This is a genomic window from Veillonella sp. ACP1 (genome assembly GCF_000286635.1).
Taxonomy (GTDB): domain Bacteria; phylum Bacillota; class Negativicutes; order Veillonellales; family Veillonellaceae; genus Veillonella; species Veillonella atypica.
This window is the reverse complement of sequence record NZ_ALKL01000001.1, coordinates 102,578-129,292: the sequence shown is the minus strand read 5'-3', so window position 1 is coordinate 129,292 and position 26,715 is coordinate 102,578. Positions and strand designations below refer to the sequence as shown.

At 40.5% G+C, this 26,715-nt stretch carries 23 protein-coding genes; 3 read left to right on the top strand and 20 right to left on the bottom strand.

Going from position 1 to position 26,715, the window contains the following annotated elements:
• The 13 genes from HMPREF1151_RS00645 to HMPREF1151_RS00585 form a co-directional block, all read right to left on the bottom strand.
• A complete protein-coding gene (locus HMPREF1151_RS00645; protein WP_009660670.1) occupies positions 1-960 on the bottom strand; it encodes a DUF2232 domain-containing protein in 960 nt (319 codons plus the stop codon).
• Between the two features lie 194 nt (positions 961-1,154).
• Entirely contained in the window at positions 1,155-3,368 is a 2,214-nt protein-coding gene (locus HMPREF1151_RS00640) for a ribonuclease J (RefSeq protein WP_083842106.1), read from the bottom strand.
• Positions 3,369-3,752: 384 nt separating this feature from the next.
• Entirely contained in the window at positions 3,753-4,829 is a 1,077-nt protein-coding gene (locus HMPREF1151_RS00635) for a DUF805 domain-containing protein (protein WP_009660641.1), read from the bottom strand.
• A 31-nt stretch (positions 4,830-4,860) separates the two neighbouring features.
• Complete coding sequence (locus HMPREF1151_RS00630; protein ID WP_009660703.1) at positions 4,861-5,652, bottom strand: uracil-DNA glycosylase; 792 nt, start codon at positions 5,650-5,652, stop codon at positions 4,861-4,863.
• Between the two features lie 422 nt (positions 5,653-6,074).
• Entirely contained in the window at positions 6,075-6,848 is a 774-nt protein-coding gene (locus HMPREF1151_RS00625; RefSeq protein ID WP_009660599.1) for an ABC transporter ATP-binding protein, read from the bottom strand.
• Between the two features lie 11 nt (positions 6,849-6,859).
• The gene (locus HMPREF1151_RS00620; protein ID WP_009352211.1) at positions 6,860-7,612 is read right to left on the bottom strand and encodes an ABC transporter permease; all 753 of its coding nucleotides are present in this window, start codon (positions 7,610-7,612) and stop codon (positions 6,860-6,862) included.
• A gap of 10 nt (positions 7,613-7,622) precedes the next feature.
• Complete coding sequence (locus tag HMPREF1151_RS00615) at positions 7,623-8,576, bottom strand: ABC transporter substrate-binding protein (RefSeq protein WP_009660689.1); 954 nt, start codon at positions 8,574-8,576, stop codon at positions 7,623-7,625.
• 303 nt (positions 8,577-8,879) lie between these two features.
• Complete coding sequence (locus tag HMPREF1151_RS00610) at positions 8,880-10,517, bottom strand: glycosyltransferase family 39 protein (protein WP_009660632.1); 1,638 nt, start codon at positions 10,515-10,517, stop codon at positions 8,880-8,882.
• Positions 10,518-10,527: 10 nt separating this feature from the next.
• Positions 10,528-11,121 (bottom strand): DedA family protein, encoded by a 594-nt coding sequence (locus HMPREF1151_RS00605; protein ID WP_005378047.1) that lies wholly within the window; start codon positions 11,119-11,121, stop codon positions 10,528-10,530.
• Positions 11,122-11,306: 185 nt separating this feature from the next.
• Positions 11,307-12,053, bottom strand: a complete 747-nt coding sequence (locus tag HMPREF1151_RS00600) for a hypothetical protein (protein WP_009660618.1) — start codon at positions 12,051-12,053, stop codon at positions 11,307-11,309.
• Between the two features lie 168 nt (positions 12,054-12,221).
• Positions 12,222-13,097 (bottom strand): CoB--CoM heterodisulfide reductase iron-sulfur subunit B family protein, encoded by an 876-nt coding sequence (locus tag HMPREF1151_RS00595; RefSeq protein ID WP_005378080.1) that lies wholly within the window; start codon positions 13,095-13,097, stop codon positions 12,222-12,224.
• On the bottom strand, positions 13,097-14,059 hold the full coding sequence (locus HMPREF1151_RS00590) for a succinate dehydrogenase/fumarate reductase iron-sulfur subunit (protein ID WP_005381216.1): 963 nt from the start codon (positions 14,057-14,059) through the stop codon (positions 13,097-13,099). Before HMPREF1151_RS00590 ends, HMPREF1151_RS00595 begins: the two co-directional genes overlap by 1 nt.
• A 1-nt stretch (position 14,060) precedes the next feature.
• Positions 14,061-15,779 carry an FAD-binding protein gene (locus tag HMPREF1151_RS00585; protein WP_009660677.1) on the bottom strand — a complete coding sequence of 573 codons (1,719 nt, stop codon included), beginning with the start codon at positions 15,777-15,779 and terminating at the stop codon, positions 14,061-14,063.
• An 888-nt stretch (positions 15,780-16,667) separates the two neighbouring features.
• Here HMPREF1151_RS00585 and HMPREF1151_RS00580 point away from each other — a divergent pair.
• Both HMPREF1151_RS00580 and HMPREF1151_RS00575 read left to right on the top strand, forming a co-directional pair.
• A complete protein-coding gene (locus HMPREF1151_RS00580) occupies positions 16,668-17,342 on the top strand; it encodes a response regulator transcription factor (protein WP_005378137.1) in 675 nt (224 codons plus the stop codon).
• A complete protein-coding gene (locus HMPREF1151_RS00575) occupies positions 17,320-18,723 on the top strand; it encodes a cell wall metabolism sensor histidine kinase WalK (RefSeq protein WP_009660672.1) in 1,404 nt (467 codons plus the stop codon). Before HMPREF1151_RS00580 ends, HMPREF1151_RS00575 begins: the two co-directional genes overlap by 23 nt.
• 132 nt (positions 18,724-18,855) lie before the next feature.
• Here the strand turns inward: HMPREF1151_RS00575 and HMPREF1151_RS00570 are convergent, their stop codons facing one another.
• The 4 genes from HMPREF1151_RS00570 to HMPREF1151_RS00555 form a co-directional block, all read right to left on the bottom strand.
• Positions 18,856-20,166, bottom strand: coding sequence for a DUF445 domain-containing protein (locus tag HMPREF1151_RS00570; protein WP_009660592.1), 1,311 nt, complete (start codon positions 20,164-20,166; stop codon positions 18,856-18,858).
• Positions 20,163-21,398, bottom strand: a complete 1,236-nt coding sequence (locus HMPREF1151_RS00565; RefSeq protein WP_005381200.1) for a DUF445 domain-containing protein — start codon at positions 21,396-21,398, stop codon at positions 20,163-20,165. The genes HMPREF1151_RS00570 and HMPREF1151_RS00565 overlap by 4 nt, the downstream gene beginning before the upstream one ends.
• Before the next feature lie 70 nt (positions 21,399-21,468).
• Complete coding sequence (locus HMPREF1151_RS00560) at positions 21,469-22,170, bottom strand: MBL fold metallo-hydrolase (protein ID WP_009660707.1); 702 nt, start codon at positions 22,168-22,170, stop codon at positions 21,469-21,471.
• 257 nt (positions 22,171-22,427) lie between these two features.
• Entirely contained in the window at positions 22,428-22,784 is a 357-nt protein-coding gene (locus HMPREF1151_RS00555; protein ID WP_009660606.1) for a helix-turn-helix domain-containing protein, read from the bottom strand.
• A gap of 353 nt (positions 22,785-23,137) precedes the next feature.
• Between HMPREF1151_RS00555 and HMPREF1151_RS00550 the strand changes: the two genes are divergently transcribed.
• Positions 23,138-23,767 carry an NAD(P)-dependent oxidoreductase gene (locus HMPREF1151_RS00550; protein WP_009660607.1) on the top strand — a complete coding sequence of 210 codons (630 nt, stop codon included), beginning with the start codon at positions 23,138-23,140 and terminating at the stop codon, positions 23,765-23,767.
• Positions 23,768-23,873: 106 nt separating this feature from the next.
• Here the strand turns inward: HMPREF1151_RS00550 and HMPREF1151_RS00545 are convergent, their stop codons facing one another.
• The 3 genes from HMPREF1151_RS00545 to pta all read right to left on the bottom strand — a co-directional run bounded on the left by HMPREF1151_RS00545 (position 23,874) and on the right by pta (position 26,681).
• Positions 23,874-24,665: a hypothetical protein gene (locus HMPREF1151_RS00545; protein WP_009660655.1), complete on the bottom strand. Its 792-nt coding sequence runs from the start codon at positions 24,663-24,665 to the stop codon at positions 23,874-23,876.
• 117 nt (positions 24,666-24,782) lie between these two features.
• Positions 24,783-25,442: a DUF542 domain-containing protein gene (locus tag HMPREF1151_RS00540; protein ID WP_009660736.1), complete on the bottom strand. Its 660-nt coding sequence runs from the start codon at positions 25,440-25,442 to the stop codon at positions 24,783-24,785.
• Between the two features lie 240 nt (positions 25,443-25,682).
• Positions 25,683-26,681 (bottom strand): phosphate acetyltransferase, encoded by a 999-nt coding sequence (pta, locus tag HMPREF1151_RS00535; protein ID WP_005378201.1) that lies wholly within the window; start codon positions 26,679-26,681, stop codon positions 25,683-25,685.
• Positions 26,682-26,715: the final 34 nt, after the last annotated feature.

The following is a 26,715-nucleotide window of genomic DNA, read 5'->3' as shown; positions in this document are numbered from 1 at the left end:
TTAATAACCTCGTTGATTGAAACGAGATCGTAAATCTAAAAACATATCCATAACACCAAACGTTACTAGGGATATTGGCATCATGACATATAAAAGAGCTATAATAACAATTTTTAATACCCTTGATACACCATAACCTTCTAAAACGCCAAGCAAAGAAGCGATACCGTTAAGGCCACAAGCAAAGGCGCCAAATAAAGCAATGTTCATACCAACAGTTGTAAGCAGCTCATTATTGATACCAACAAAGGATGAGCCATAAATAATAATAAGACCTACAGCCAATACACCAGCCGTCCAAACAGGTATTTGCCAGGTTGAAATAGCAGGCAATGGTTGTACAGGATTATTAGTACGTTTTGCAATATATGCTGTAAACCGTGCCAAGATATAAGACGTAACAGCAAACGCACAAAACGCATAAGTGATAATCATCCTTTTAATCTGTACTAAGCTCGCTTGTATTTGTTGTATATAAAGCTCTGTCTGTTCTGGTGGCAGCGATTGTTGTTTCACTGTGTCTATAAATGCATTTTGTACTTCATCACCAATATTTTGAATAGATGTCTGTAAATCAACAGACATAATAGACATTGATGCTAAGAGTGTAATAATAGTAGTCACTGCTAATGCTAGAGTAGGCACCAAGATTAATTTTAAAGGGGACCAACGTTTACGAAAACCGAGTCCAATAAAAATGCTTGGTACTGCATACATCAAGATTGTTCCTACAGCTGTCAATGGTCCCAATAAAATGGAAACAATGACAAAGGCTACTACAGCCGCAGAGCAGCTATAACGAACGCCCCACCTGATTCCTACTGTAGCAATCGCCGCAGGAGCTACGATAGTAGCTAACAGAGATAAAACAGGAAGACTAGCGCCTATAACAGTTAATACAACTACGATGGCTGCTAAAAACGCCGTTTCCACCATAGCTCTTGTATTCGTTTGTTTCATAATACTCCATTCAACACTAAAAGGATACTAGTTATCTTTTAATTATAACAGTTTAATAAAGTAACTTCAAATACCCTATATAGTAGATAACTACAGCAACTACGCTACTTATGGTGTCTCAACATAATAAAGATATCCCCCTCAAGACTGTTCGCCATGTAATCACGGCATTCTGCTTGAGAGGGATATGTTATTTAGTGTACGTCTTGGATGATTGGTAAAATCATAGGTCTACGACGTGTTTTGTCATAGAAGAATTTACCCAATGCATCGCGAACGTTTTGTTTAATTGTAGTCCAGTCCTTGATACGTTGTGCTTCACAATCATCTAATACTTGATGAACGCGACGTTCTGCTTCAAGCATAAGTTCTTCCGCATCACGTACATATACGAAACCACGAGATACGAGATCTGGACCTGCAATGATGGTACCGGAAGCAGTATCCATAGCCATAACAACGATAACCATGCCTTCTTGTGCCAATTGTTGACGATCGCGAATAACGATATTACCAACATCGCCAACACCAAGGCCATCAACGAAGATAGCACCCGCTTGTACACGGCCACCTTTACGGCCACCGTCTTTATCAAATTCAAAGATTTGACCATTATCGCCGATGAGGACCTTCTTAGGGTCTACGCCCATAGCCACACCAAGTTCACCATGACGACGTAACATACGGTACTCACCATGAACCGGGATGAAGTATTCTGGACGCACAAGGTTGAGCATGGTTTTAAGCTCTTCTTGGCTCGCATGACCAGATACGTGGATGCCACGATCTTTGCCATATACAACATGGCAACCTAGACGAAGTAAGTTATCGATAGTTCTACCAACAGCACCTTCATTGCCTGGAATTGGTGTAGCAGAGATAATAACAGTATCATTTGGTGCCAATTCTACAGTGCGGTGATTGCTTGTAGCCATACGGGATAAGCCCGCCATCGGTTCACCTTGAGAACCAGTTGTTAAAATCATGATTTGGTCATCTGTATAGTTGTGCATTACATCTACATCGATAATCGTATTTGGTGGAATATTCAAATAACCGCGTTCTTGTGCGATTTCTGTAACATTTACCATGCTGCGACCCATAACGACAACCTTACGGTTGAACATAACCGCCGCATCGATTGCTTGTTGGATACGAGATACGTTAGATGCGAATGTAGCCAATACAACGCGGCCTTTTGCAGCACCTACAGCTTGTTTAATAGCAGGTCCAACGGAGCTTTCAGAACCAGTAAAACCAGGTTTTTCTACATTTGTAGAATCGGACATCAATGCTAGTACGCCCTTGTTGCCAAGTTCTGCAAATTTATGAATATCCATCAATTTGCCATCAACTGGTGTTTGGTCGATTTTAAAGTCCCCTGTATGGAGTACAGTACCGATAGGTGTATCGAAGTACACCGCAACGGAGTCAGGAATAGAATGATTAGTTTGGATAAAACCAACCTTCACTTGACCGATTTGCACTTCATCGCCTGCTGCAATCGTGCGAAGGCATTTTGGAGATACTTTATGCTCTTTAAACTTACCTTCAATCAAGCCACAAACAAGATTTGTAGCATATACAGGGCAGTTAATTTCCTTCATAAGGTACGCTAAGGAACCGATATGGTCCTCATGACCATGGGTAATAACAACTGCTTTCACGCGGTCCTTATTCTCAATGATATAGCTCATATCAGGAATAACGATATCTACGCCAAGCATATCTTCACTAGGGAACGCAAGACCTGCGTCAAGAACGATGATTTCATCCTCGTATTGGAAGATGGTCATATTTTTACCGATTTCACCAAGGCCACCAAGAGGGATAATTTGAAATTTACCCTTATTAGAGCCCGCTGGTTGACGACCAATTAAATCGGATTGAACCTCTTGGTTGCGAGTCATCGGCCGATTGTTAGTGCGCGTACGACGGTTGTTAGTATTTTCATTACGATTATTATCATTCGTATTACGTGTACGCGTATTACGTGTATTTCTTGTATTACGAGTATTCTCGCCATTTCGTTCAGTACGATGTGTATTTTCACCGCTTCGAGTTGTACGGTTTTGACGAGGTTGGCGAGGTTTACGTTCTGTACCTTGTTGTTCGCCTTGCTCTGCTGGACGTTGACGACGTGTATTCGTTCTTGTATGTGTCGTACGTCGTTGACGGCCTTCGCCATTTTGACTAGCTTCGCCTGTATGACGGCGTTCACCAGTACGACGACCTTCTGTATTGCGGTGTTCTCCCACAGATCGACGTGTGTTGGTACGACGGCGCGTTGTTTTTTGCTCACCTTGAGCAGACGGAGCCGTCTCTACTGCAGTCACTTGTGCAGTATATTGATTATCTGTTGTATTCACAGTTCCTCCTAAAATTTTGTTCATTAATTTGTTTAACATATATTTTCACCTATCATTAAAATTTGATCTTTACAGAGGAACGGACAAACGAAAAAGGCGCTATCCAGCAGCGTCTTTCAAATGGGCGCAAAAATAGCGCAACTCAATTGTTACCGTTCAAGTCCTTTTGTCCATTCGCCTCGTGCAAATGAGTATAGTGTACCATTAAACGCGTCAGCCGCGACGTTACGTTCTCTTCGTTACCGTTTAATGTTCATTATAATCCGATCGTTCTGATGAAAGCCTCGCTTTCATACGTTACTATTATTGTAACATAAAAATAGCGTTAACAAAAGAGGACCCTTATGTTAACGCTATTCCATTAATCCTGTACGAATTTGAGCTAATAATCGCACAAAATCTAACCGTGTTTATACATCATATTTAGTTATCATCATCAGGCAAATGTTTATAAAAGCCTTCAATATGCCACGCACCATTTTCTTCAATAAGAGAAATATATCGCTTCATCGGTTTAGCCTCTACCATGCCTTCGCCAGCCTTTGTGGTTTGTAAATCTGCTTCAAATACAATACGTTTTAAACTACCTGAACGACTCAGCCGTGCCACATCCAAGGTAACCATATCCACTTTTGTACCTTGCTGCATAGCTATGAGCCATTTTTGTTTTTCTACCGGATTTGTCTTAACTTGGTTCATCACATACGTGAAAGCCTTATCATAGTCCTTATTATTTACCGCATCAAAATAGCCTTGTACCGATGCACGAGCGGCATCTTCACTACCTTCGCCAACAATGGCATTTGTAAACCACCCTGAAGGGAACACTTCATTTTCCGGTCCCATAGTTCGTAAAGAAAATCCAAATATACATACTATACTTACAAGCACAACAATTAAAACTCTCGTTGTTAACGAACTACTCGAAGGGGATACTTTCATAATAGAAGCTAGCCGTTTATCTATGACGATATGCTGCAACGCACCACCATATTGATTGTCCTGTGGCTGCCCCTTTTGACATAACAAAGCGAACAAAATCAAAGGTCCTACAAAGGGGATGAGGAACAGCAACAAGCTCACACTGCCTCGTCCCGTATCATGAAGTCGGCGCACACATAGCGACCCTAACGGAAGCAAAGACACTAAACATAGTATAGCCGTTAAGAACCCACCTAAACCGATTAAATACGGTCCCGTTTGAAATATAGCGGTTATAGCATAGAAAAAAGCGAGCAAACCAACCATACATACATGCCACAGCAATAGAAATTGTAAGAATTCCCTCCGCGATGCGCGACCATCCGTATCCATGAACTTATTCATCACATAGAGATATGTATCCTTATAGCTAAGCTGATAATGGGATAAAGGATAAATTACATCACCTTCAGGTGCAATGCGCTCTACCTCTGTAGCCATCGTATACTGTCCACATGTAGGGCAAAACATAGCCGCCTCATCGCAATAATGACGGCAAGCATCACAATAACGTTTCATAAGTATCTCTCCAAAAACTCTCAAATGTTTACTATTTTAAGTATGTATCTATAGCCTCCGCAAAGCCCTGACGATATAGATTAGCACCGCCGTTTGCAGGGTGGCGCAACCCAATGGCAGAAAGGCCAAATTTCCCCATTGTATCTGCAGACTTTTGGCCTACTGCGAGCACAAGAGGTTCTACACCGCCTAATCCTATATGTAAATCTAACAAGCGTTTTGTATACTCCCAACCTAGTTGTTGCTCTTTATCCGTAGGCGTACGGTTCGTCAATGGATTTCCATCCTTATGAGGATGGAAGGGGAATATATTCCACAACAACGTATCATATGGATCTATCCCCTTTTCAACGATAGCACTCCACACCACCGTATCAGTTGGTTCGTTAAAACCGTCCTTCTGCTGTGTTCCTTTTAATAAAGAGCTAGTAGGCGAACTAGTGCGTTCCAACCGAATCGGCGTTATATCCTTCGCACGAATGGTTTTGTGCTTATCTAATAGCATTCTTTCACAGGTAATAGCAATGCCACTAAAACGTCCGCCTTGATATCCTACTGCCTCAGCCACTACAAATACCTTAGCTCGACCTAAGCGCGGTAATAAATAAGCTACTAAATTATCTCGACGCACTTGAGCCGCATCAAAACCATCTGTAACAATCTCTAAATCACGATTTACCTCACCCCACGGGTTATGTACAAGACTACCACGGTATCGACCTAGCCAATCTACAAAACCGCGTACCTTCTCTAATCGCTTTGCATCAAAGGTTGCTATATATTCATCAAAAGACAAGGTATTCTCTAACTCAAATAAAGACATACAGCCTCCAATTTAAAATTTATATGTTATTACCGATATATATCTACTATACATGATAATTACACGAATTGCATAAGAAATATATAGTTATATGTACTACAATCAAGATGTCACCACTCCGTTCTGGGGAAACAGGTACAGAAAGGAGGTGTACCAGTGGATAAAGTATTTACAATCTTTCTAATACCAATTCTAACAAGTGTGATTAGCTATCTCATTTGCAAATGGCTCGATTGGTATTTTAACTGGTGATGAGCCTCGTTTTATCAACGTTATCAGATAAATAAAAAAACCACCTAGGTATGTCGTAGTCCCTAGGTGGTTTCTTTTGTGCACTCAGTGGAGCACTTACAATCTTTAGCTACTTATAGTATACCTTATTTTAAAATTTTGTCCATTACAAAATACCCAAGTATATACAACTAAATATAGAACTCGATTTTGTCTTCTTTTGCCAATTGGAATTGTTCAAAGATGTGGTTTCGAATATTAACAAAGGATGCCGATGTGCGGTCGGTTCTATCGATGATATTTACAGGGATGACAGTTTGTACACGTCCCGGGTTTGCCGCTAGTACCACAACGCGGTCTGCTAGGACTACGGCTTCTTCAATATCGTGGGTAACAAATACAACAGTTTTGCCTTCTTCACGGCAGATGCGAGAGATTTCGTCTTGCAAGTTAATACGTGTCAACGCATCAAGGGCGCCTAGTGGTTCATCCATGAAAATGATATCTGGATCCACCGCTAGTGCACGGGCAATAGATACACGTTGTTGCATGCCCCCAGATAACTCTGCTGGATAGCGATTGCGAGCGTGATCGAGGCCTACCATTTTAACGTATTTGTCGATGATAGCAGGACGCTCTTCTTTAGGCACCTTTTTACTTTCGAGACCAAGCTCAATATTGCTTTCCACCGTACGCCACGGCAACAAGCCATAGTTTTGAAATACTGTTACATATCTGAGTTGAGGCGCTTTTACCTCTTCACCGTCGATAGTAATGGAACCAGATGTAACGAGCTCAAAGCCTGCCATAGCATTTAATAGCGTACTTTTACCGGAACCAGAAGGGCCTAAGAGGCAAATAAACTCGCCCTTTTCAATATCTAGATTAATATCTTCAAGAATGGTGAGTGGTTCCCCATCTTTCATAAATTCCTTGTGTGCATTGCGCACCGAAATGTAACCCATGAGGCCACCTCCTATTTCTCAATACCCCAACGTTTGTAAATCCATTTTTCGATGAGGGACACGCCCCAATCGAGTAAAAGCCCAACGAAACCGATGGTCAAAATGGCTACCATCAAGAGATCGTTACGCAAGTTATTTCTCATATCGATAATGAGGAAGCCAAGGCCTGTTTGGGAGCCTACCATTTCCCCTGTTACAAGGAAGATCCACGCCGTACCAAGCGCGATGTGAAGACCCGATGCAATACCAGGGAATACGGCAGGCAACACGATTTTAAATAACAGTTCTGGCTGTTTAATACCAAAGTTGCGCGCTACCTTGATGTACACAGGGTCAATATTTTGAATAGCAGACACGGTGGACAATAGCACAGGGAAGAATGCTGCGATAAAGATGATAACGATAGCTGGTGCTTGACCGATACCGAAAAAGAGAACGATAAACGGCAACCACGCCACAGGAGAAATTGGTCGAATGACTTGAACGATTGGATTGATGTAGTTCCAAATCCCCTTATACCACCCCAAGATAAGGCCGAAGAATACGCCGGCTACAACGGAAATAATATAACCGATAAAGAAACGCACTAAACTATCTGCAATATCTTTAAAAAGAACACCGTCGCCTATAAGTTCTCCAAATCCGAGTAATACCTTATATGGCGTTGGCAATAGCGCTTCATTAAAACCGCCGAGGCGAACGATTAACTCCCAAATTAGCCAAGCTGCGATAAATGAACCTGGCACATATGTATATTTCTTCATGGTCCCCCTCCTATGGTAACAATGATTGATCTACAAACTCTGAATAGGTCGGCACTTTTTTGATTAAATCAATATGTGTCATGTGATGCACAAGTGCATTATAACGGTCCTCTGTAAGGGCTAAATCTTTAAACCCAATCACTTTGAGGGAACGTTCAATAACTGAGTCATTAAACTTCATGTACTTTGAGGAAATCTCCTCTTGTGCCTGTGGATGCTCGTCTAAATATGTACCTGCATCGAGATAGGCTTTTGTGAAAGCTTTTGCCAAGTCATGATGTTCATCGACGAATTGACCATTAAACACAAGAGCACAGCAAATATTATCATGCCAGAGATGGTCAGGATCTTCGAATACCTTCCCAGTTCCCATTTCAAGGGCTAGAGAGCCAAATGGTTCGGCTACACTATACCCAGCAATTTGACCTACCGATAGAGCAGAAGGCATTTCTGGAGGGCTCATTTCTACGATTTGTACATCTTTTTCAGAAAGACCCGCTTGTTCAAGCATGCAATCCACGAGAATTTTTTGAGTAGATTGTTTATGAGGGATGGCAAAGGATTTGCCTTTTAAGTCTTGAACGGAGTTAATATCCTTATTTACGATGATAATATTACCCTCTGTATGACCAAGTGCAGCAGCACGAACATCAATGCCTTGTTCACGAGCCTTTACACCTAGCTCAACGAGTACAGATGCAGCATCTACCTTGCCTGTATTTAATGCATCCATCAACTCTGGCCAAGATCCATATTTAACAAGCTCTACATGAACAGGACCATCTGCTGTTTCTAATTCTTTTGTAGCGAATACCGGCAATGCATGGGTAATTGGTAAATAGGCTACGCGTACAGTCTTTAATTCTTGAGCCGTCTTTGGTTTATGGTGTTCATGATAACCATAGGCTATGCAGCCAATAACCAAGAGAACTACTCCGATGATTAGATACCATGTCTTCTTCATAACTTCCCCTCTTTCTACCTCACAACAAGGGGGCGATTTTGACACATGCCACTTCCGCACTTTTCTAAAACCTAGATGAAATAAGGTTTCAAAACACCTCGTCCTAAAAAATTATATAACCTACTATACCAATATGTTTTTAATATGTCAATAATACATATAACTATAATAGGTTTTATTTCTAAAAAATATAAATAGTAATTAGGACATAATATATACATTAAATATTTTGATTATATACACAAAAAGCACCAACCGCATTGAGCGGTTGATGCTACTTTCACAAACACGATTAACAATATATTATTCTTCAATATAAGCTTGTCGTTTATTCAAAATATAAATCTCAGAGCTACCAGCCTCGCTGTACTCACCAACATATGGTGCAATACTAGACTGTTTAAAATGGTTAATTTCGCCTTTTGGAACGATGACCATGATTTGCTTACCTTCAGCCAAACGCTTGATAAACTCGTCCTCCGTCACTTGTTCCATAAGGTATTTCTTATCCCATTCAGCACTACGATGTTTTAATTTATCCTTATCATCCCAACGACTACTGTCACCCTTAATCCGAACCACCTCATGTCCAGTATAATATACGAGAGATGTGCTGTATCCATTGTAATAATATACATCACCATTATATTTATCTACAACAGGGATAAGATTGATAGAACTACGTTGTTTAACAAGAGGTACCAAACCCTCGAGTACTACAATCGATGAAATGAGCATGGTTCCGATCACGACAATGCTCAACAAACGATAACGTTGGCGAGTCCACCAGAACCATAACAGCCCTAATATGGATACGCCTGCCAAAACATAGAGCAATCCATAATAGCCCCAAGGAGCAAAGAAAGACGCCCCTACATAAGCGATCCATAACAATAGTGTGGGACCGACTACAATCCATGGGACATAACGAGGCCGACCCGGACGCAGAGCTTTCATAGCCCCTAATGTACCAAGAATACTGAAAGGTACAAGACTAATAAATGTATATAGAGGATACTTAGTGGCCATCAAGGAATAGAATAGAACAGTACCCACGCCCCAACACATGCAATACACGTACCACTTATGGTGCTGTTTAAAGCCCGTTATCATACCATAAATAACAGCGCCCGTCCATGGTAAAGAAGCGCCGAGGAAAATAGCGATATAGTACCACCACACATTATCTTCCGGGTGTTCAGACTGAGTCGCACGTGTTACATTGTTAAGGCCTAAGAATCCATCCAAAAAGGCTTGTCCATGGGCGCTATACATATAAACATACCACGGCATAGCGACGACAAGAAAGGCCAAAATCCCCTTCCAGTCAAAGAGGCGTAATAACATTTGTTTTGAACGGCAAAGCGCAACATAAACGAGTAAAATAAGGCCAGGTAAAACAAGTGCTACGGGCCCCTTTGTCAAAACGCCTAATCCGGAAAATACGTAAGCTACGACCATTGCCGTACTAGAATTTTCATTCAAGCCTTTGTACGCATACATCATAACCATCAAGGTCGTATATAACAGTACCATGTCGGTTATAACACCATGAGCAACAGCCCAGAACATAAGAGATGTACCAAGGATAGAGGAACCTACTAGGCCAACGAGCCAACGTCGACTAAAGGTCCGTAAAGTTTGAAACATGGCAGCCACTGACAAAGCACCAAATATAGCACTTGGCAAACGAACTACCCAATCAGCAATACCAAAGATTTTAAAAGCTAATGCAATCAGCCAATAAATCATAATCGGCTTGTCATACCAATATGTCCCATAAATCTGTGGCGATAACCAATTGCCAGACAACACCATTTCCTTAGCAGTTAACGCATAATTCGATTCTACTGGATCGGTTACAGGTAGTATATTATTAGCTACCATAAAGAATACCAGCCAAACAACAAACAACACAGGCGTCAAACGAGACAATTTCATTGTGACCTCCTTATGATTTACGGCGATTCTTATAGTATTTAAATCCGAGCACTGCAGCCACAATAGCAAAGATGACAATCACAACTAGCAAAAATTCATGATTATACTGAATAAGATCTTTCCAGTTTTCCCCAAGTACTTTTCCTAAATATACGAGTAAAATCGTCCAAGGAATAGTACCGAGTACAGTCCAAACGATAAAGTGCCACAATGGATAGCGCGCCATGCCAGCCGGGAAGGAGATAAATGTACGAACACCAGGTAAAAGACGGCCAAAGAATATAGCTACTCCACCATATTTATTAAACATCTTTTCAGCGAGTTCAAATTTATGCTCATTAAAGAATACATATTTACCGTATTTCAATAACAACGGACGACCGCCATATTCCCCCATCCAATATGACAAAATAGATCCAACGATACCAGCCAATGTACCTACGACCATTGTCGTATGCAAATCAAATATACCTTGAGAAATTAAATACCCTGCAAATCCAAGTACAATTTCACTAGGAATCGGTATATTCGCATTTTCTAGAACCATCGCAATAAACATGGCTGCATAGCCATACGTTTCCATAAACGAAATAATATATTCCACTTGTTATACCTCGTCACAACTCCCCTACAGCGGATTTATGATTTTTTAATGCTAACTAATGCTGGTAAAATATCACCATGTATACAATCTATTTTACCATAATAAAATGACCCTCACCATACGGGAGGGCCATTCGGGGCATCCTTAGCATTCTGTTTTTGCAAGAATCAACTAGTCATACACAGTTATTCAGTTTTTAGTGCTTGTATAAAATCAAAGGATTTTACGGCTGCTTCTGTGTCTACAAAATGGAACGGTTCCAACAGGCGACAGAATTTAAATAGATAGTCACGCTTGTGTAACACTTCTTTCACATGAAGAACAGTATCCCGTGCACAGCGTGCAGAGCTATAACCATTCATAGCTGCATATAGGTAGGTATTTGGTAAATCTCCTTCGCGGATGAAGCTATGAATAAAAATCAGTAAATCCCATCCAGCAGGCGTGAATTCTGGCCAACGGCGTGCGTTTTCCCAATCGAGGAGCATCACGCTATCCGTATCTGGATTGTAGACGATATCACGCAACGCAGGACGGCCATGAGCGATACCGTAATCGTGAAGTGTGCCGAGCGCTTTACCAAAGGCATAGAAAATATGAACAGCCATATCCTCTAGGGATGCATCTTCTGGATGTTCCTGTGGCAAATGGCCATAATAGGTCAAGTTTTTGCCATAATTCGGTGTCACAAAGTAATTTTCTCGAAAGCCTACAATTTCTGGAGCTAATGGTAATTGCGTACGTACAAAGTTCATCATATAAAACTCATGGTCAAAGGATGCGCGAGGCGATGGTTTGATCCAGGATGACCGATTATTACCTACGGCGCGTTTTACAAAATACTCATCGCCTTGAAAGGTGATTGGGAATACGCGCCCCAATTCTTCGTCATTCAATTTATGGTCTATATATTCTAATAAGGCTTCGTTCATGAGACCTCCTTATGTCATCAATGCTTACCTTTTTATTATATAATAAACACCATATATGTATCAAATAAAGACCCCCTAGCCAAGGCCAGGGGGTCTTTACGGTAATTATGATAATAGGTTTAATTTAGGTTTTTATAAGCCAACTGAGGCAATCTAAATTAAAACGAATTAACCTACAAATTTTGTCACTGCTGCAGTATCAGTTAAGTGACGTTTAGGCATGCCCATTTCTTCAGGAGTGATGCCAAGAGCAAGACCTACTAATTGGGACATGTGCAAGATTGGCATATCTTTGCCACCGCCAACAACTTCTTTTGCTTCTTTTTGGAACATATCAAGTTGCATTTGGCAAAGTGGGCAAGGAGTTACTACGCAATCTGCGCCTTCTGTAGCTGCATCTTTATTGATGGAGCCAGTCATTTGCATTACGGAATCATGTGCAGGGTATACAGCATGGAAACCGCAGCAATCAAGTTTACGGGAGAAGTCGATTGGTGTAGCACCGATAGCGGAGATTAAATCTGCTAAGGATGTAGGCATTTGATAGTCTTCGAAGCCCATTTCAGTTTGAGGACGAAGAATATGGCAGCCATAGTATTCAGCTACACGTAAACCTGTTAAAGGTTTAACAACTTTTTCTTTCAATTTGTCCAAACCGTAATCGCGGATCAATACCCATAAGAAATGAGTGATATCAGTTGTACCGCGGTATTGTTTACCGATTTGAGCTAATTTTTTGTTCACTTCTTCTTTTTCTTTTTCGTTGTTGTCTAATTCGTTTTTAGCTTCACGAAGCATCAAAGTACAAGTGTTACATACAGTTAAAAGGTTTAAACCTTTTTCTTCTGCCAATGCAATGTTACGTGCGTTAGTAGCCAATGTAATTTCTGGAGCGATATCTTGAACGTGGGACGCACCGCAGCAAGTCCAACCGTCAAGTTCTTCTAGTTCGATGCCGAGTTTTTTAGCTACTGCAACAGTTGCCATGTAATCTTCTTTGGCAGCGCTTTCAAGAACGCAACCTGGGAAAAATGCGTATTTCATTATTTGCTTACCTCCTCAGCTGCTTTCATAAGTCTGCGAACACCATCAATACCGTTAACTGGTTTTTGAGGTACTACAAGTTCGAAAGGATTAATTTTGCTGTGTTTCCACAAACGTAATGCATAGAATGCTTGTTTAGCGGAATCTACAACACCGTCAGATTTCAAGCTCATAGAAACTTCTTTCAAGCGACCAGTTTTGTAAAGGTCTTCTTTGAAAGCAACTGCATGGCGAACGCCTTTGTTGTTTGTAAGGCCAGCTTTTGTAGCTTCTTTACGCATGTTGGAAATATCTTGAGCAGGTTTTAAGTGTTTAGGACAACGGGAGATACAGTTCATGCAGTGAACGCATTTCCAAAGACCATTGTCATAAGCAGGTTGAATATGAGCCATAGGTGCATCATCACGGCTATCCAATACGAAACGGTTAGCTTTTGTGAATACATATGGTTCTAAGAAATCATCTTGACGTGCAGTCAATTTGTTACATTCGGATGCGCAGCAACCGCAAAGGATACATTCTGTACCAGCAACGAATTTTTTGAAATCAGCTGGAGTTTGACGAACGATTTTGTCGCCTTCGTTAAATTCTGCTTTAAGGAAAATCCAAGGAGCAACTGTTTTCAAACGATCAACTTTAGATTCCCAGTCAACAACTAAGTCACGGATTACGCGGAAGTTACCGATAGGTGCAATTGTTAATTCATCTGTACCGTAACGTTCTGTTAATTCGTCAATTTTAGATTCACAACCAAGCATTGCTTCGCCATTTACGCGAATGGAGCAAGCGCCGCAAACTGCGGAACGGCAAGCTGCCAAGAATGTTAATGTTGGATCTTGAGTATCTTTAATTTTTTGAAGGCCCCAAAGAATTGTACGGTCAGGTTCGTAATCGAATTTGAAAGTTTGTACAAACGCGCGACCTTGTTGGTAACGGTGGATATGATAGGTGATTTGTCTCATCTTAGTACTTCCTTTCTTGTGGTTCGTATTTAGTGAACACTACGTCGCGTTCAGTTAATTCGTATTGACCGTCTGCGCCTAATTTGATTAAAGAATGTTTTAAGTATCTTTCATCATTACGTTTTGGATGGTCTTCACGAATATGAGCGCCACGGGATTCACGACGGTGTAAAGCGCCCATTGCAATAGCTTTTGCTACTGTTAACATAGAACCGATTTCACAGTAGTTTACGAATGCCATGTTGTAAGTACGTTCAGGGTCACCTACATAACAAGTTTTGTAATCTTCGATCAATTGATCGATTTCTTTTAATGCTTCAGTAATACCTTCTTCATTACGGAAGATACCTACTTTGTTCCACATTGCATCAGCCAATGCATCGCGGATTTCTACAACTGGGCGACCGCCTTCACGAGTTGTTACTTCAGTGAATTTAGCTTCCCAAGCTTTTGCAGCTGCAGCTAATTCTGCATCTACGTTAGGTTGTTCATGTGTTTCAGCATAGTCAGCTGCACCAGCACCGGATACTTTACCGAATACTACGCCGTCAGCCAAGGAGTTACCACCTAAACGGTTAGCACCATGGATGGAGATACAAGAAGCTTCGCCGGAAGCGAACAAACCAGGCAATTCACATGCACAAGTTTTGTAGTCCACTACGTCGATACCGCCCATTGTATAGTGACATGTAGGACGAATAGGTACTGGTTGAGTCAATGGATCGCAGTGTTCGAAGCACATAGCCAAGTCACGGATACCATGAAGTTTTTCGATGATAACTTCAGGTCCTAAGTGACGAAGGTCAGCTACTACGTATGCATTAAGACCAGAACCAAAACCACGACCTGCAGCGATTTCATCTTCGATTGCTTTCGCTACAACGTCACGGGATGCCAATTCCATTTTATTTGGCGCATATTTTTTCATGAAACGTTCGCCTTCAGAGTTAAGAAGGTAACCACCTTCACCACGAACCGCTTCAGACATCAAGATACCAGTACGACCAAGACCAGTTGGATGGAATTGGATCATTTCCATATCTTTCAAGCCGTTACCAGCACGGAAAGCTGCTGCCATACCATCGCCTGTGGAAAGGAATGGGTTAGTAGTACGAGTCCAGAAAATACGACCTGCACCACCAGTGGACAAGATGATAGCTTTCGCTTTAATTTGTTCTACGCGACCTTCTTTCATGTTCCAAACTACAGCGCCACCAACATGACCATCTGCAGATTTAACAAGATCTAAAAGGTACCATTCTTGTAAGAAGTGTACGCCTTCTTTCAAGCATTGTTCGTAAGTTGTGTGCAAAATAACGTGACCAGTTTTATCCGCAGAGTAGCAAGTACGTGGATAGGATTGACCACCGAAGTTACGTTGCGCAATTTTATTTTCTTGTGTACGAGAGAAAGGAGCACCCATGTGGTCCATTTCAAGTACGCCTTCTGGACAACGAGAGCAGAAGAATTCGATCGCATCTTGGTCACCAAGATAGTCAGAACCTTTTACTGTATCGAAAGTATGTGTTTCAACTGTATCTTCAGCTGCTACGTTGTTCAAACATGCATTGACACCGCCTTGCGCCATTGCTGTTGCTGAACGGGTTGGGAAAATTTTAGTAATAAGTGCTACATTTAAGCCTTTGCGACGACCAACTTCAAGAGCCGCACGCATACCAGCGCCACCGCTACCTACTACTAGAACATCAAACTGTTCCATAATGACCTCCTCATAACTACCTATAAAAAGAAAATTTCTTAGACTATCTAGATTCAAAAACCTTATAAAAATTTTTGATAACCTAATCATTTTTCCTTAAAGAAAAGCCTCACACTTGTGCGATTTTTCTTATAGCTTTACTTATAATTATAGTGAGCATTGTCCCGTATGTCTAAACCTTATTATGCATAATTAATTTCGATGATTTTAATTGATACTCTGTATCATTTCACATTTTTGTAGATGAATCTTGAACATTCCGATTACATTAAATGGAAATTCTATTTATTTTTATGTATATCATTTATATTGGTTCGGTTCCGAATTTTTTACTTTATCGCTAACCATATGAGGCCAATAAATACTATGTTTTACCGACTATACCACCCCAATAAGGTCATTTATTGTTATCAAAAATTTTAAATTCCTACTAAAAATACACGGATTTTAAATAGCTTATGTATATTAAAACCTCTCGATTTTAGTATACTTTTTACTTTTGATAATTATTATCATAAGTTTTTATTGTGATTTTCCTTACATCTTTTAAAATCGGTAAAATCACCCTTATCTATGCATATACGGCAATCTTCGATATACTTCATTTTATGAAATCTAATTATACTAGATAAAACTTATAATAGTAGTGCTTACATACTATATATATGAATATATAAGGGTTTTACCATTTATTACATTCATTTTTCACTCATTCCATTTGTATAAGGTATGATAATAGATAAATTAGTTATATAATATAACTTAAATATGTTAATATTAATTTAATTACTAATGTGTTGCAGCTTTCACAAAATGGAATCTGATTAGTAATTAAGTTGTATTAAGAGAGAGTTATATAATTTAATCATACATAAGGAGAACAAACATATGAAGATTTTACTTGTAGAAGACGAAGAAATGCTGAATGGTATTACGGCCAAATATTTACGCGCTGAAAATATGACTGTCGATACATGTTTCAACGGCCAACAAGCTATCGATTATGTAAATACATCTAGTTATGATGTAATTGTTATGGATATCATGATGCCTGTATTGGATGGCATTAGTGCATTGGCCCAAATGCGTAATGAAGGTAATACAACACCTGTTTTATTATTAACGGCAAAGGATTCCTTACAAGATAAGGTTACTGGTCTCAACACAGGTGCAGATGATTACCTTGTAAAACCATTCGATCTCGAAGAATTGACAGCTCGCATCTATGCATTAGCACGCCGTAATGCACGTCATGCACAAAACGACATCAAGGTTGGCCCATTGACAATCAACGTTCCTCAACGTACGGTCAAACGCGATGGCGAAGCAATTACATTGACGGCTAAAGAATTTGATTTATTGTATTATTTAGCAAGCAACGAAAACATCGTTTTGTCCCGTCAACAAATTCTAGATCATGTTTGGGAATACGATTATGAAAGCTACTCTAATCTAATTGATGTATATATTAAGGATTTACGTAAAAAGATTGACACGGATGAAAATGTGAAATTAATTCAAACCGTTCGTGGAGTAGGATATGTCCTCAAAACAGAAAACTAAGGAACAAGGTCACGACCTTAATTCTATGTCGGGTGCTTTTAAGCACCTGTGGAACCGCATACCACTAACCTTTAAAATCATGTTGTGGTACACCTTATTCTTGGCTACCCTTCTGATTTCGATGTCCATTTTCTACTATAACTACATTGGAACGGCGCACAGCGCAGAGGTCCGGGACCGATTGCAGCAACAAACACTCATGATGTCTACGGATATTCGCAAGTTCAAGCCTTATGAGGATGGCACATTCTATCTCGTTTACACACAAGATGGTCTCATCACAAAGGGATATTTACCAGATGGATTCCCAAATCAGTCCAGTCTATCACTGGGTCAAATCGGTGAAGTAGAGGCTAATGGTACAACATTCTATTATTACGATGTACCAATTAATGCACCTAACTACCGCGGATTCTTACGGGCTATTACGAGTCAAAAGATTACCGATAGAAATAGCAATACCATTTATGCACTGTTGCTTGTTACTATCGTAGCCTTACTCGTTTCATCCATCGGCGGCTATCTATTCATAAAACAAGGTTTGAAACCATTGCGCAAGCTGACCCATACGGCTAAGGTTATCGGTAAAAACAATGACTTGAGCCGCCGTATTGAATTGCCGGAAATCGCAAAGGATGAGGTCTATGAATTGACGACCACCTTTAACCGCATGTTATCCGGCCTCGAGGATTCATCCAATCGGGAAAAGCAATTCAGTTCTGACGTATCTCATGAATTGCGTACCCCTATTGCCGTTATCCAAGCTGAAAGTGAATACGCCATCAAATATGCGCGTACGCCAGAGGAAATGCAAGAAGGCTTAAAACATATTCTAGAACAAGCCAAATTCATGTCCTCCCTCGTATCGCAACTATTGGATGTAGCACGGTTAGAAAATAACTATGAAATGAACGTAGCCCCTGTAGATGTAAGCACTATGTTGAAAAATCTGGTACATGACTACACCAGATTGTGCGCAGAAAAGCAAATCACTATCAACGCAGATATCGATAATGATTTAGTTATTACAGGCCACGAAGTGTCCTTGCGTCGCGCTGTGACCAATCTTATCGACAATGCTATTAAATTCACAAAGTCGACCATCAATATCACGGCCAAGCGCAATAATCTATATTTGATTATTGAGGTTACCGATAACGGGATTGGCATCGAGGCAGATAATCTATCACAAATCTTCAACCGTATGTATCAAACAGAGCAATCACGAAATAAAAAATCTAATCACGGTATAGGCTTAGGCCTCTATTTCGTAGACAAGGTTGTTCATTTACATCACGGTACAATCACGGCAAAGAGTGAGCTAGGTGTATTTACGACCTTCTCCATTACCCTTCCTCTATCGGAAGCATTAATAGAATAATGTAATACGTTGTACATAAAAACACCCCTCTATATGACAAGTCTCAACTACGAGAAGCACTCGTCATATAGAAGGGTGTTTTATTTTCGTATATGTAAATACTGTGATTTACTTGTAAACTAGACAAGGTATTTAACCGAGTAAAGCTAATAATGGTACATAGACGTACTCAAGAAAACTCCATACCACAAGGCCAGCTACGGCACCTACAATGGCACCATTAATACGAATCCAACTGAGGTCATCCTCTACCTTAGACTCGATAAAGTAGATAAATTTATCGGTGCTAAGTCCGCCTAATACTTGGCGTATGATGGTTTCGATGAGATCATACCCTTGTTCTAGCACATATCGTGCAATATCGTGGAGGGTAGTTTCAATGCGATTGCGAAGATCTTCAGATTGACCATATACATTCCAAAGTTCAAGGGCGATATTTACAAGAACTTGAGCTGGCGTTTCGCCATTTTCATCGCCTTCAACAAGCAACTCCTCAACGTATGGACATAAATGGTTCTCGATGATAGATTCCCAATCTTGTTCTCGTATCCAACGTTCCCAGGCCTCATCGAGAGCATCGCAGACCACATGATTTTCCTCTATGTGTCGAATCGGATCTACCCACTGACGAAGCCATGCTGTCCGCTCAGGGCTATTAGGGCGTTTCCAGTTTTCCAACATAGCATACGCCTCTGTTACAATGGCTTCTGCCATCTCGCGATAATTAACAACATCAGTGGCCTCGGACAAGGAAATCAAGAAATCAGAAAGGAAGCCCTTTCGTTTTTTCTTATGCGCTTCCTCTGCAACTACGGCCGTAAGCCAGGTGACCATAGCAGGATGGTTAATACGCTCTTGAATCACATTCAAGACCTGTACAACCATGCCTTCATAGCGATTGTGTTCACATAAATCGAGCAAGACATGCTTTAACACAGGTACGAGGGAATGTTTTTCTAACAATGCACGAATGCGCTTAGCCCCCCACTGTGCCCATTCCTCAGTTGTTTGAGATTTCCATAACAAATGTAACCCCTGATGAATGACAATGCGTGCGGCCCGCTGTCCCTCTGGAGATAGTAGGAATTTTTCAAATAAAGGTACGAATTGTACCTTGCCTAATAGCACTTGGCAACGATCTCGCGTTAGCATCTTCGTTTCCACCAGCTTAATTACACCATTGATGAGGCGTTCCTTATTGCGAGGAATCAAAGCCGTATGATACGGAAATCCTAAAGGTTTACGGAATAATGCAGTCACAGCAAACCAGTCCGCCACACTACCGATAAGAGCAGATTGTACCGCCCAATAGAGCGGCTGGTACCAGCTTTCATCATCAAAGAAAAACTGGCCTACAAAAACAAAACAGTAGAGCACGAACATCAAGCCAAAGATCCCATTGGCTCGCTGTTTCAAGGTAAGCGATTTAATATATCGTATCATCCGATCACCCCCTTAATGAGGAGGGTAACGCCGTAGAACAGCCCGCCGAGGACGGCCCCCACAAGTGAGCCATTGATACGAACCATTTGTAAATCATAATACATTTTACCGCGTATAATGTGCGTAATCTCGTCCGGTGAATAACGAGATAGTTCTTCGCCCACTACACGATCGATGAGAGGGTTCAATTTTTGTAGCCATGGAATGCTACGCAACAAGAAGAATCGTTCAAACGGCGCTTGTTTCTCAGGATTTAGAAGTATTTCACTGCCGAGCACGTTAAATCGTTCGAGCACAATATCCATGAGGCGCACCCAATCGAGCGTATCCCCATCGATGAGCTTGCCTTCCCATTCTTCGAGGACCATTTTCACCCATTGGTCCTTATGTTCTTCGATGAAAGCCTGCCATTCCTCATTAGTTTCCAAATTATTGAAAAATCTGATGGCCTGCCCCCATATATAGCGTCCCAATGGCGAATCGATATCTTCGTTGTCTTGTAAAAACTGAACTGCTTTTTTCTGTACCGTATCAACTAATCGTTCAGGTGAAAGCCCATCACCACCAAAGGCAATGGCTAGTTCACGCATAAATGAATCCTTAGTATAGGTTTTCATAATGTCTAGCATGACGCGATACAAATATGGATACACCTGATTTGACGCGATAACACGCTGACAAGTTCGATTAAAATAAAGCCAAAACACGCTAGCCGTATGGCGTTCCAGCATGCAACGACCGAATAGAATAACGAGAGGTGTGGCCTTCCAATTGGATACCCCTTTATAAACAGCCTTATTAATCTCCTTACGCATCGGCTCAATATCCATATGGGATAATACCTGATTGCCAACGCCGTATAAGAGTTCTCTCATCTGTTTTTGCCCTACATCACTCATGCCATATTCGATGATACGCACCATAACGCGTTCTCGTTTGATGGCATAGTACATTTGTGGCACCCGAAGTAATTCTTCGCTGAGCATGGTCCGGCCAATCTGTATTAACCGTTCTTTGCTACGCGGCAAGATAGCCGTTTTGAAAGGAATACCTAAAGGCTTTGTAAAGAGCGCTGTCACTGCATACCAATCCGCCAAACCGCCAATCATCGCGGCCCCCGAAACGTGCATGATAAACGCCCAAAGTGCATCGTGCCTATGAGGGTATGAAATTAAAAATATGATAGCCATGACAATCAACAGTGTGGTTGCCACTGGTTTAGTTTTCATCATCACTTGATCCTAACTTACTCAATTACGTATATAGACTCTCCCCATATAACGTAGTGACCGCGTGGGGCACTTAAAATATGCATTCATCGCCTTCTTTTTGAGGTTCCCACACAGGGACATCGCCAAAAAGAGCTTTAAAATACACGGATGGCGTCCATAGTGGACCATTTAGATGCATAGGAATAAACGCCTTTTTCACCTGTACGCGACGTAAGAATTCAATAGCACCCCATTCCATAGCATCTTCCAAGCGATTATCTACAGGGAACATCGCCACATCTGCGGATAAGCCTTCTAATTCCTTAAATTCACGCCAAGCCATGCGCTTTGCGTCCGCATTATTCTCCGGCGTATCGCCAAGCCAATGCCACCAATTAAGGTCACCCGCATGAAAAATGGAATCAGAATCGATATTCGCAACATCTGTTTTCACATAGAAGGAACCGCCTTCATCGGTGCTACCATACATATGAATACCTACATCATCAAGATTGGCATCTTGGCCAGGTCTCATGGTAATACATTTTCTTACCTTACCCTCTAAGGGTACATCTTGATGGCAAATATAACGCGTTTGAGGACCATCAAATTCCGTAATAGACGGATTAAAATGATCTGCATGACTGTGACTAATAAAAAACCACAACTCACGGCCACGCTTTGCCAACTGCCAAACAATATTGTTTGGATCCTTATAATAATCAAACACATAGCAGCGCTTGCCATCATCTACGAGGAAGCCACTGTGTGCGAGAAATGTTACATCTAACATCGTTATCAATACCTCTACACTATTGAGAATTTATATCATTCATATTCTTTATTATACCATATTTCGGCTTAGTCCGTTTAAGATGACGAACCTACGCCCTAAAAATCTCCACCGGCCGGGTCTGTCCCTTTGGGACAGGGCCAAAGTCGATTTTTAGGGCATAGGTTCGTCTACATAAAACTCTATCCGAATTTAGGTATAATAAAGAATACGAATTGAGTTTAGGGAGAAGGGATAAGAAATGCCGCTGGCATTTCTTAGATGCGGCCAGCGGCTTTCATGTAGTCAATGTATTGGTTGCCCCATTGTTCGAGGGATGCTAAAACGGTTTTAAATCCCGCACCTACTTCGGTAAGGCTATATTCTACCTTAGGCGGAATAGTACCATATACTTCACGATGAACTAAACCGTCATCCTCCATTTGGCGAAGTGCTCTAGTAAGAGTGGCTTGCGTAATTGGATATAAACGGCGCTCTAACTCACGGAAACGCACAGGACCTTCAGATAATTCGTGCATGATCAATAAAGACCATTTACCAGCTAATAACTTTTGACTCGTAGCAAAGGGACATCTGCCAACTAAGTCATGAACATTTACGAGTTGCTCTGCCATTATATTTCTCCTTTTCTATGTGTATAACGTTGTTCAAATCATATCACAAATTTATTGTATTGCAAGTATTTTATAGTATCTTTTTTTAGGGTACAAAACTTTTTGAAAAATTTTTATCCAGTAAATATCATAATTCTATTACTTTTGATAGTACCTATCTAAAATAATTCTACTATTCAAAATATATGCACACCTATATAATGAGGTCATCAGCTGAACACGTATTCACTAATCATATGTTAGAGAAGTGACAAACAATTAATTCTAAACGACTTTGCCTAGGCCATAGGCCGTCAAGGCGGTGGAGGCTTAGAATTGATTGTTTGGCACTTTATATAAAAAGGAGAAACAACATGAACATTTTAGTGATCGGTGCAAATGGTAAAGCAGGTCATCGCATTGTAGAAAAAGCCCTCAAAGTAGGTCATCAAGTAACAGGCGTTGTTCGCCGCAAAGATGCGATTAAAGGTATTCCAACTATCGTAAAAGACGCATTGCAATTAACAAAACAAGAACTAACTCAATTTGATGTAGTCGTAAATGCTACAAGTGCTTTCACACCAGATATGTATCATTTACCAGCAGATTTGACATTATTAATTGTAAAAGCATTAGCGAACACAAATACACGCCTCATCGCTATAGGTGGTGCAGGTAGCCTCTATGTAGACGAAGATCACACAGTTCAACTAAATGATACACCAGAGTTTCCTCCAGAATTCCTAGTTCGTTCCAAAACTCATGCTAAATCTGACGATATCTTGCGTAAATTCAGCAATGTAGACTGGACAATGTTTACCCCACCACCAATCTTAGATGCAGAAGGTCCAGAATCTAATGATTATATATTAGGTAATGAAAATGTTATCTTAAACAAAGAAGGTAAACCTTATCTTTCCTATGCTACATTTGCACAAATCCTAGTAGATGAAATTAACAACCACAAGTTTGGTCGTCAACGCTTCACCGCAGTGCAAAACTAGCGCAACTCTCTCTGCAGTAGATTTAAAGTTATAAAACAGCCTCTATGGGCATGCCTTCACCAGTAAGGAATCCATAGAGGCTATTATTTATATATTAAGTTTATACCTAAATAAGTTGATTTACATCGTAATTAAATTTAGCTGTTGTTTCAGCAGCAGTCTTTTGCCATTCTGTAGGTGCTGTACCATCCTTATCAAGGAAGAATCCAGAGTCGAGGTAGCGAATAATGATATAGTTGGAATCCTTTTGATCAAAACCGTTACCACGAGTGAAATCGATGCCATGGCCGGTATTGCGTGTTACGATAGCTTCTAATAGTGGCAACGTAATCGCATTCAACGTAATTTTCATATCACATTTGTCAAAAATCTTTTTAAAGAAGGAACTAGGTTTTTCTTCTTTATATACTAATAGTTTACTAATTGTACCATTAGAGGCACATATTACACGACGAATTTCATTAATAGGAATATCTACCTTACCATTCGAGATAACACCGTTTTTAATGGTAATTTCTCGTTTACCCATGTAGGAGTAATCCAATGGCAATTGAAGAGTGTCTAAATTTGCTGGAAATTCCGCCGTCAATTTATGACGAGCAAAGGCGGCAATAATCGCTTTTGTTTCACGAATATTGTGGCCAGTATTATAATCTGTACGGTCAGTATCTAAATCTTGGTCTTTAATATTTTTCCAATTATGGTCTCTGAACGTAATTGTATAATTACTATTTGAGTTCAAATAGCTTGTAAGATATAGCTCATTTACGTCATCGAAATCAATGTCAGTTACTACTTGTCCATTCGCATCTTTGCAGAGTACACCATTATAACTAATTGTTAAGGTACGATTTTTGTCTTCAAAAGTAACAGGATGTGTATCAAATACTGAAATCATAATTCTCTCCTTTTTATGGTCTCGAATATAACTACATTTGTATGTTGATTAAATCAAATGTTCTTAATGTAATAATACACCTTTCCTATCTATTTATACAAATTCCATATTTACATCTTACGGCATCTCAAACAAAACAGAGTTCTCTAAGAATATATGCTCATGAAGGCCTTCTTCTAAAGCTTTCATTATTTTAAACACATACACATAGGTAGCACAGCCATCTGCTGGTGCAGTGTAATGATTAGTCAATGCACTTAAGGATTCTAGGAGCACACCTGCGGCTTCGTGTTCAGCACGGAGTTCATCAAAATCTACAGGTTTACCTGCTTTAAATTCTGGAAAATCTACATGTTCTTCATGACGAAAATGAGGCACGAGGGCTGATTTCAATTGAAGGAAGGTTTGATAGATTTCTGTCAACTCTGCTCCATGATGGTCATAGTGTACATTGAGGAGCTTTTCCAAGCCTTGATCAATTTCATCAATCATATCCAATTGTTCTCGATGATAGTTGTGAACGATGTAATCAATTAATTGCTCTTTGGAATAGCTAAGTACCTCTGCGCGTGAGGACTTCTGTGCTCGCTGAACAGTATTCAACATAGCGATGTATTCATCTACATCTTTACCTTTAGCCTCGATAGCTTCTGCCAAGGGATGTCCACCACCACAGCAAAAATCGATACCATCCTTCGCCAACACGTCCATTAACTCTGGATTGACTTTAACTGCATCAGCAACAGTCATAGATTTATTGATAGTATTTACACTCATAAGATATACCTCCAATGATGTAACCCAAACGAATTTACTTTGTAACTAAACTATAAGCTAAATTATAGATTCTGTCTGTCGCAGTGGCTACAAATTTGAGAATACTCATCAACTAATATAAAAGCTACGGGATAGAGAATATACAAACCTATTAACACACAAAAAAGCTGGCTCATAGAGCCAGCTTTCAGCATATCAAAACATATACGACATATGTTTATATATGAAATTATGCAGCTATTAGATGCTTTCAACAGCAGCGATAGCAGCAACGTCTACAACGTCTTGAGCGGAGCAGCCACGAGAAAGGTCATGAACTGGTTTAGCCAAGCCTTGAATCAATGGGCCAAGAGCGTCAGCGCCGGAGAAGCGTTGTACCAATTTGTAACCAATGTTAGCAGCTTGAAGATCAGGGAAAATTAAGATGTTAGCTTTACCAGCTACGTTGGAGCCAGGAGCTTTCTTTTCTGCTACGGAAGGAACGATGGAAGCGTCCAATTGTAATTCGCCGTCGAATTTGAAGTCAACGTTGCGTTCTTTCAAGATGTTAACAGCTTCAACCACTTTGTCTACTTCTGGAGTGGAAGCGGAACCTTTTGTGGAGAAGGACAACATGGATACGCGAGGGTCAGCCATACCAACAACTTTGCGAGCTTTTTCTACAGTGGATTCTGCGATATCAGCTAATTGTTCGCTAGTTGGGTTAGGCAATACGCCGCAGTCGGAGAATACGAGCATACCGTCGTCGCCATATTCTTTTTTGCTTGTGAACATGAACATGGAAGAAGATACAGTTTTAAGACCTGGTTTTGTACCAACAACTTGTAATGCAGCGCGCAATACGTTTGCAGTTGGGCAACCGGAACCAGCAACCATGCCATCTACTGCGCCAAGACGAACAAGCATAGCACCGAAGAATAAGCAGTCACCTTTCATAGTTGCGTCAGCTTTTTCAGGAGTCATACCTTTTTTAGCGCGCAATTCTACGAATGTATCAACCATTTCTTGGTAACGATCGTAGTTAGCTGGATCGATAATTTCAGCACCTTCTACGGATACGCCAACAGCTTTAGCAGCTTCTGCGATTTCAGCTGGGTTACCTACTAATACAGGTGTTACGAAACCTTCTTTCAAAATGATTTCAGTTGCTTTCAATACGCGTTCATCTTTGTATTCTGGCAACACGATTTTTTTACCTAATGGTTTTACTTGGTCTTTTAATTTTTGAATTAAATCCACGATTTTTGCCTCCTTAACATTGGCTTATGCCATA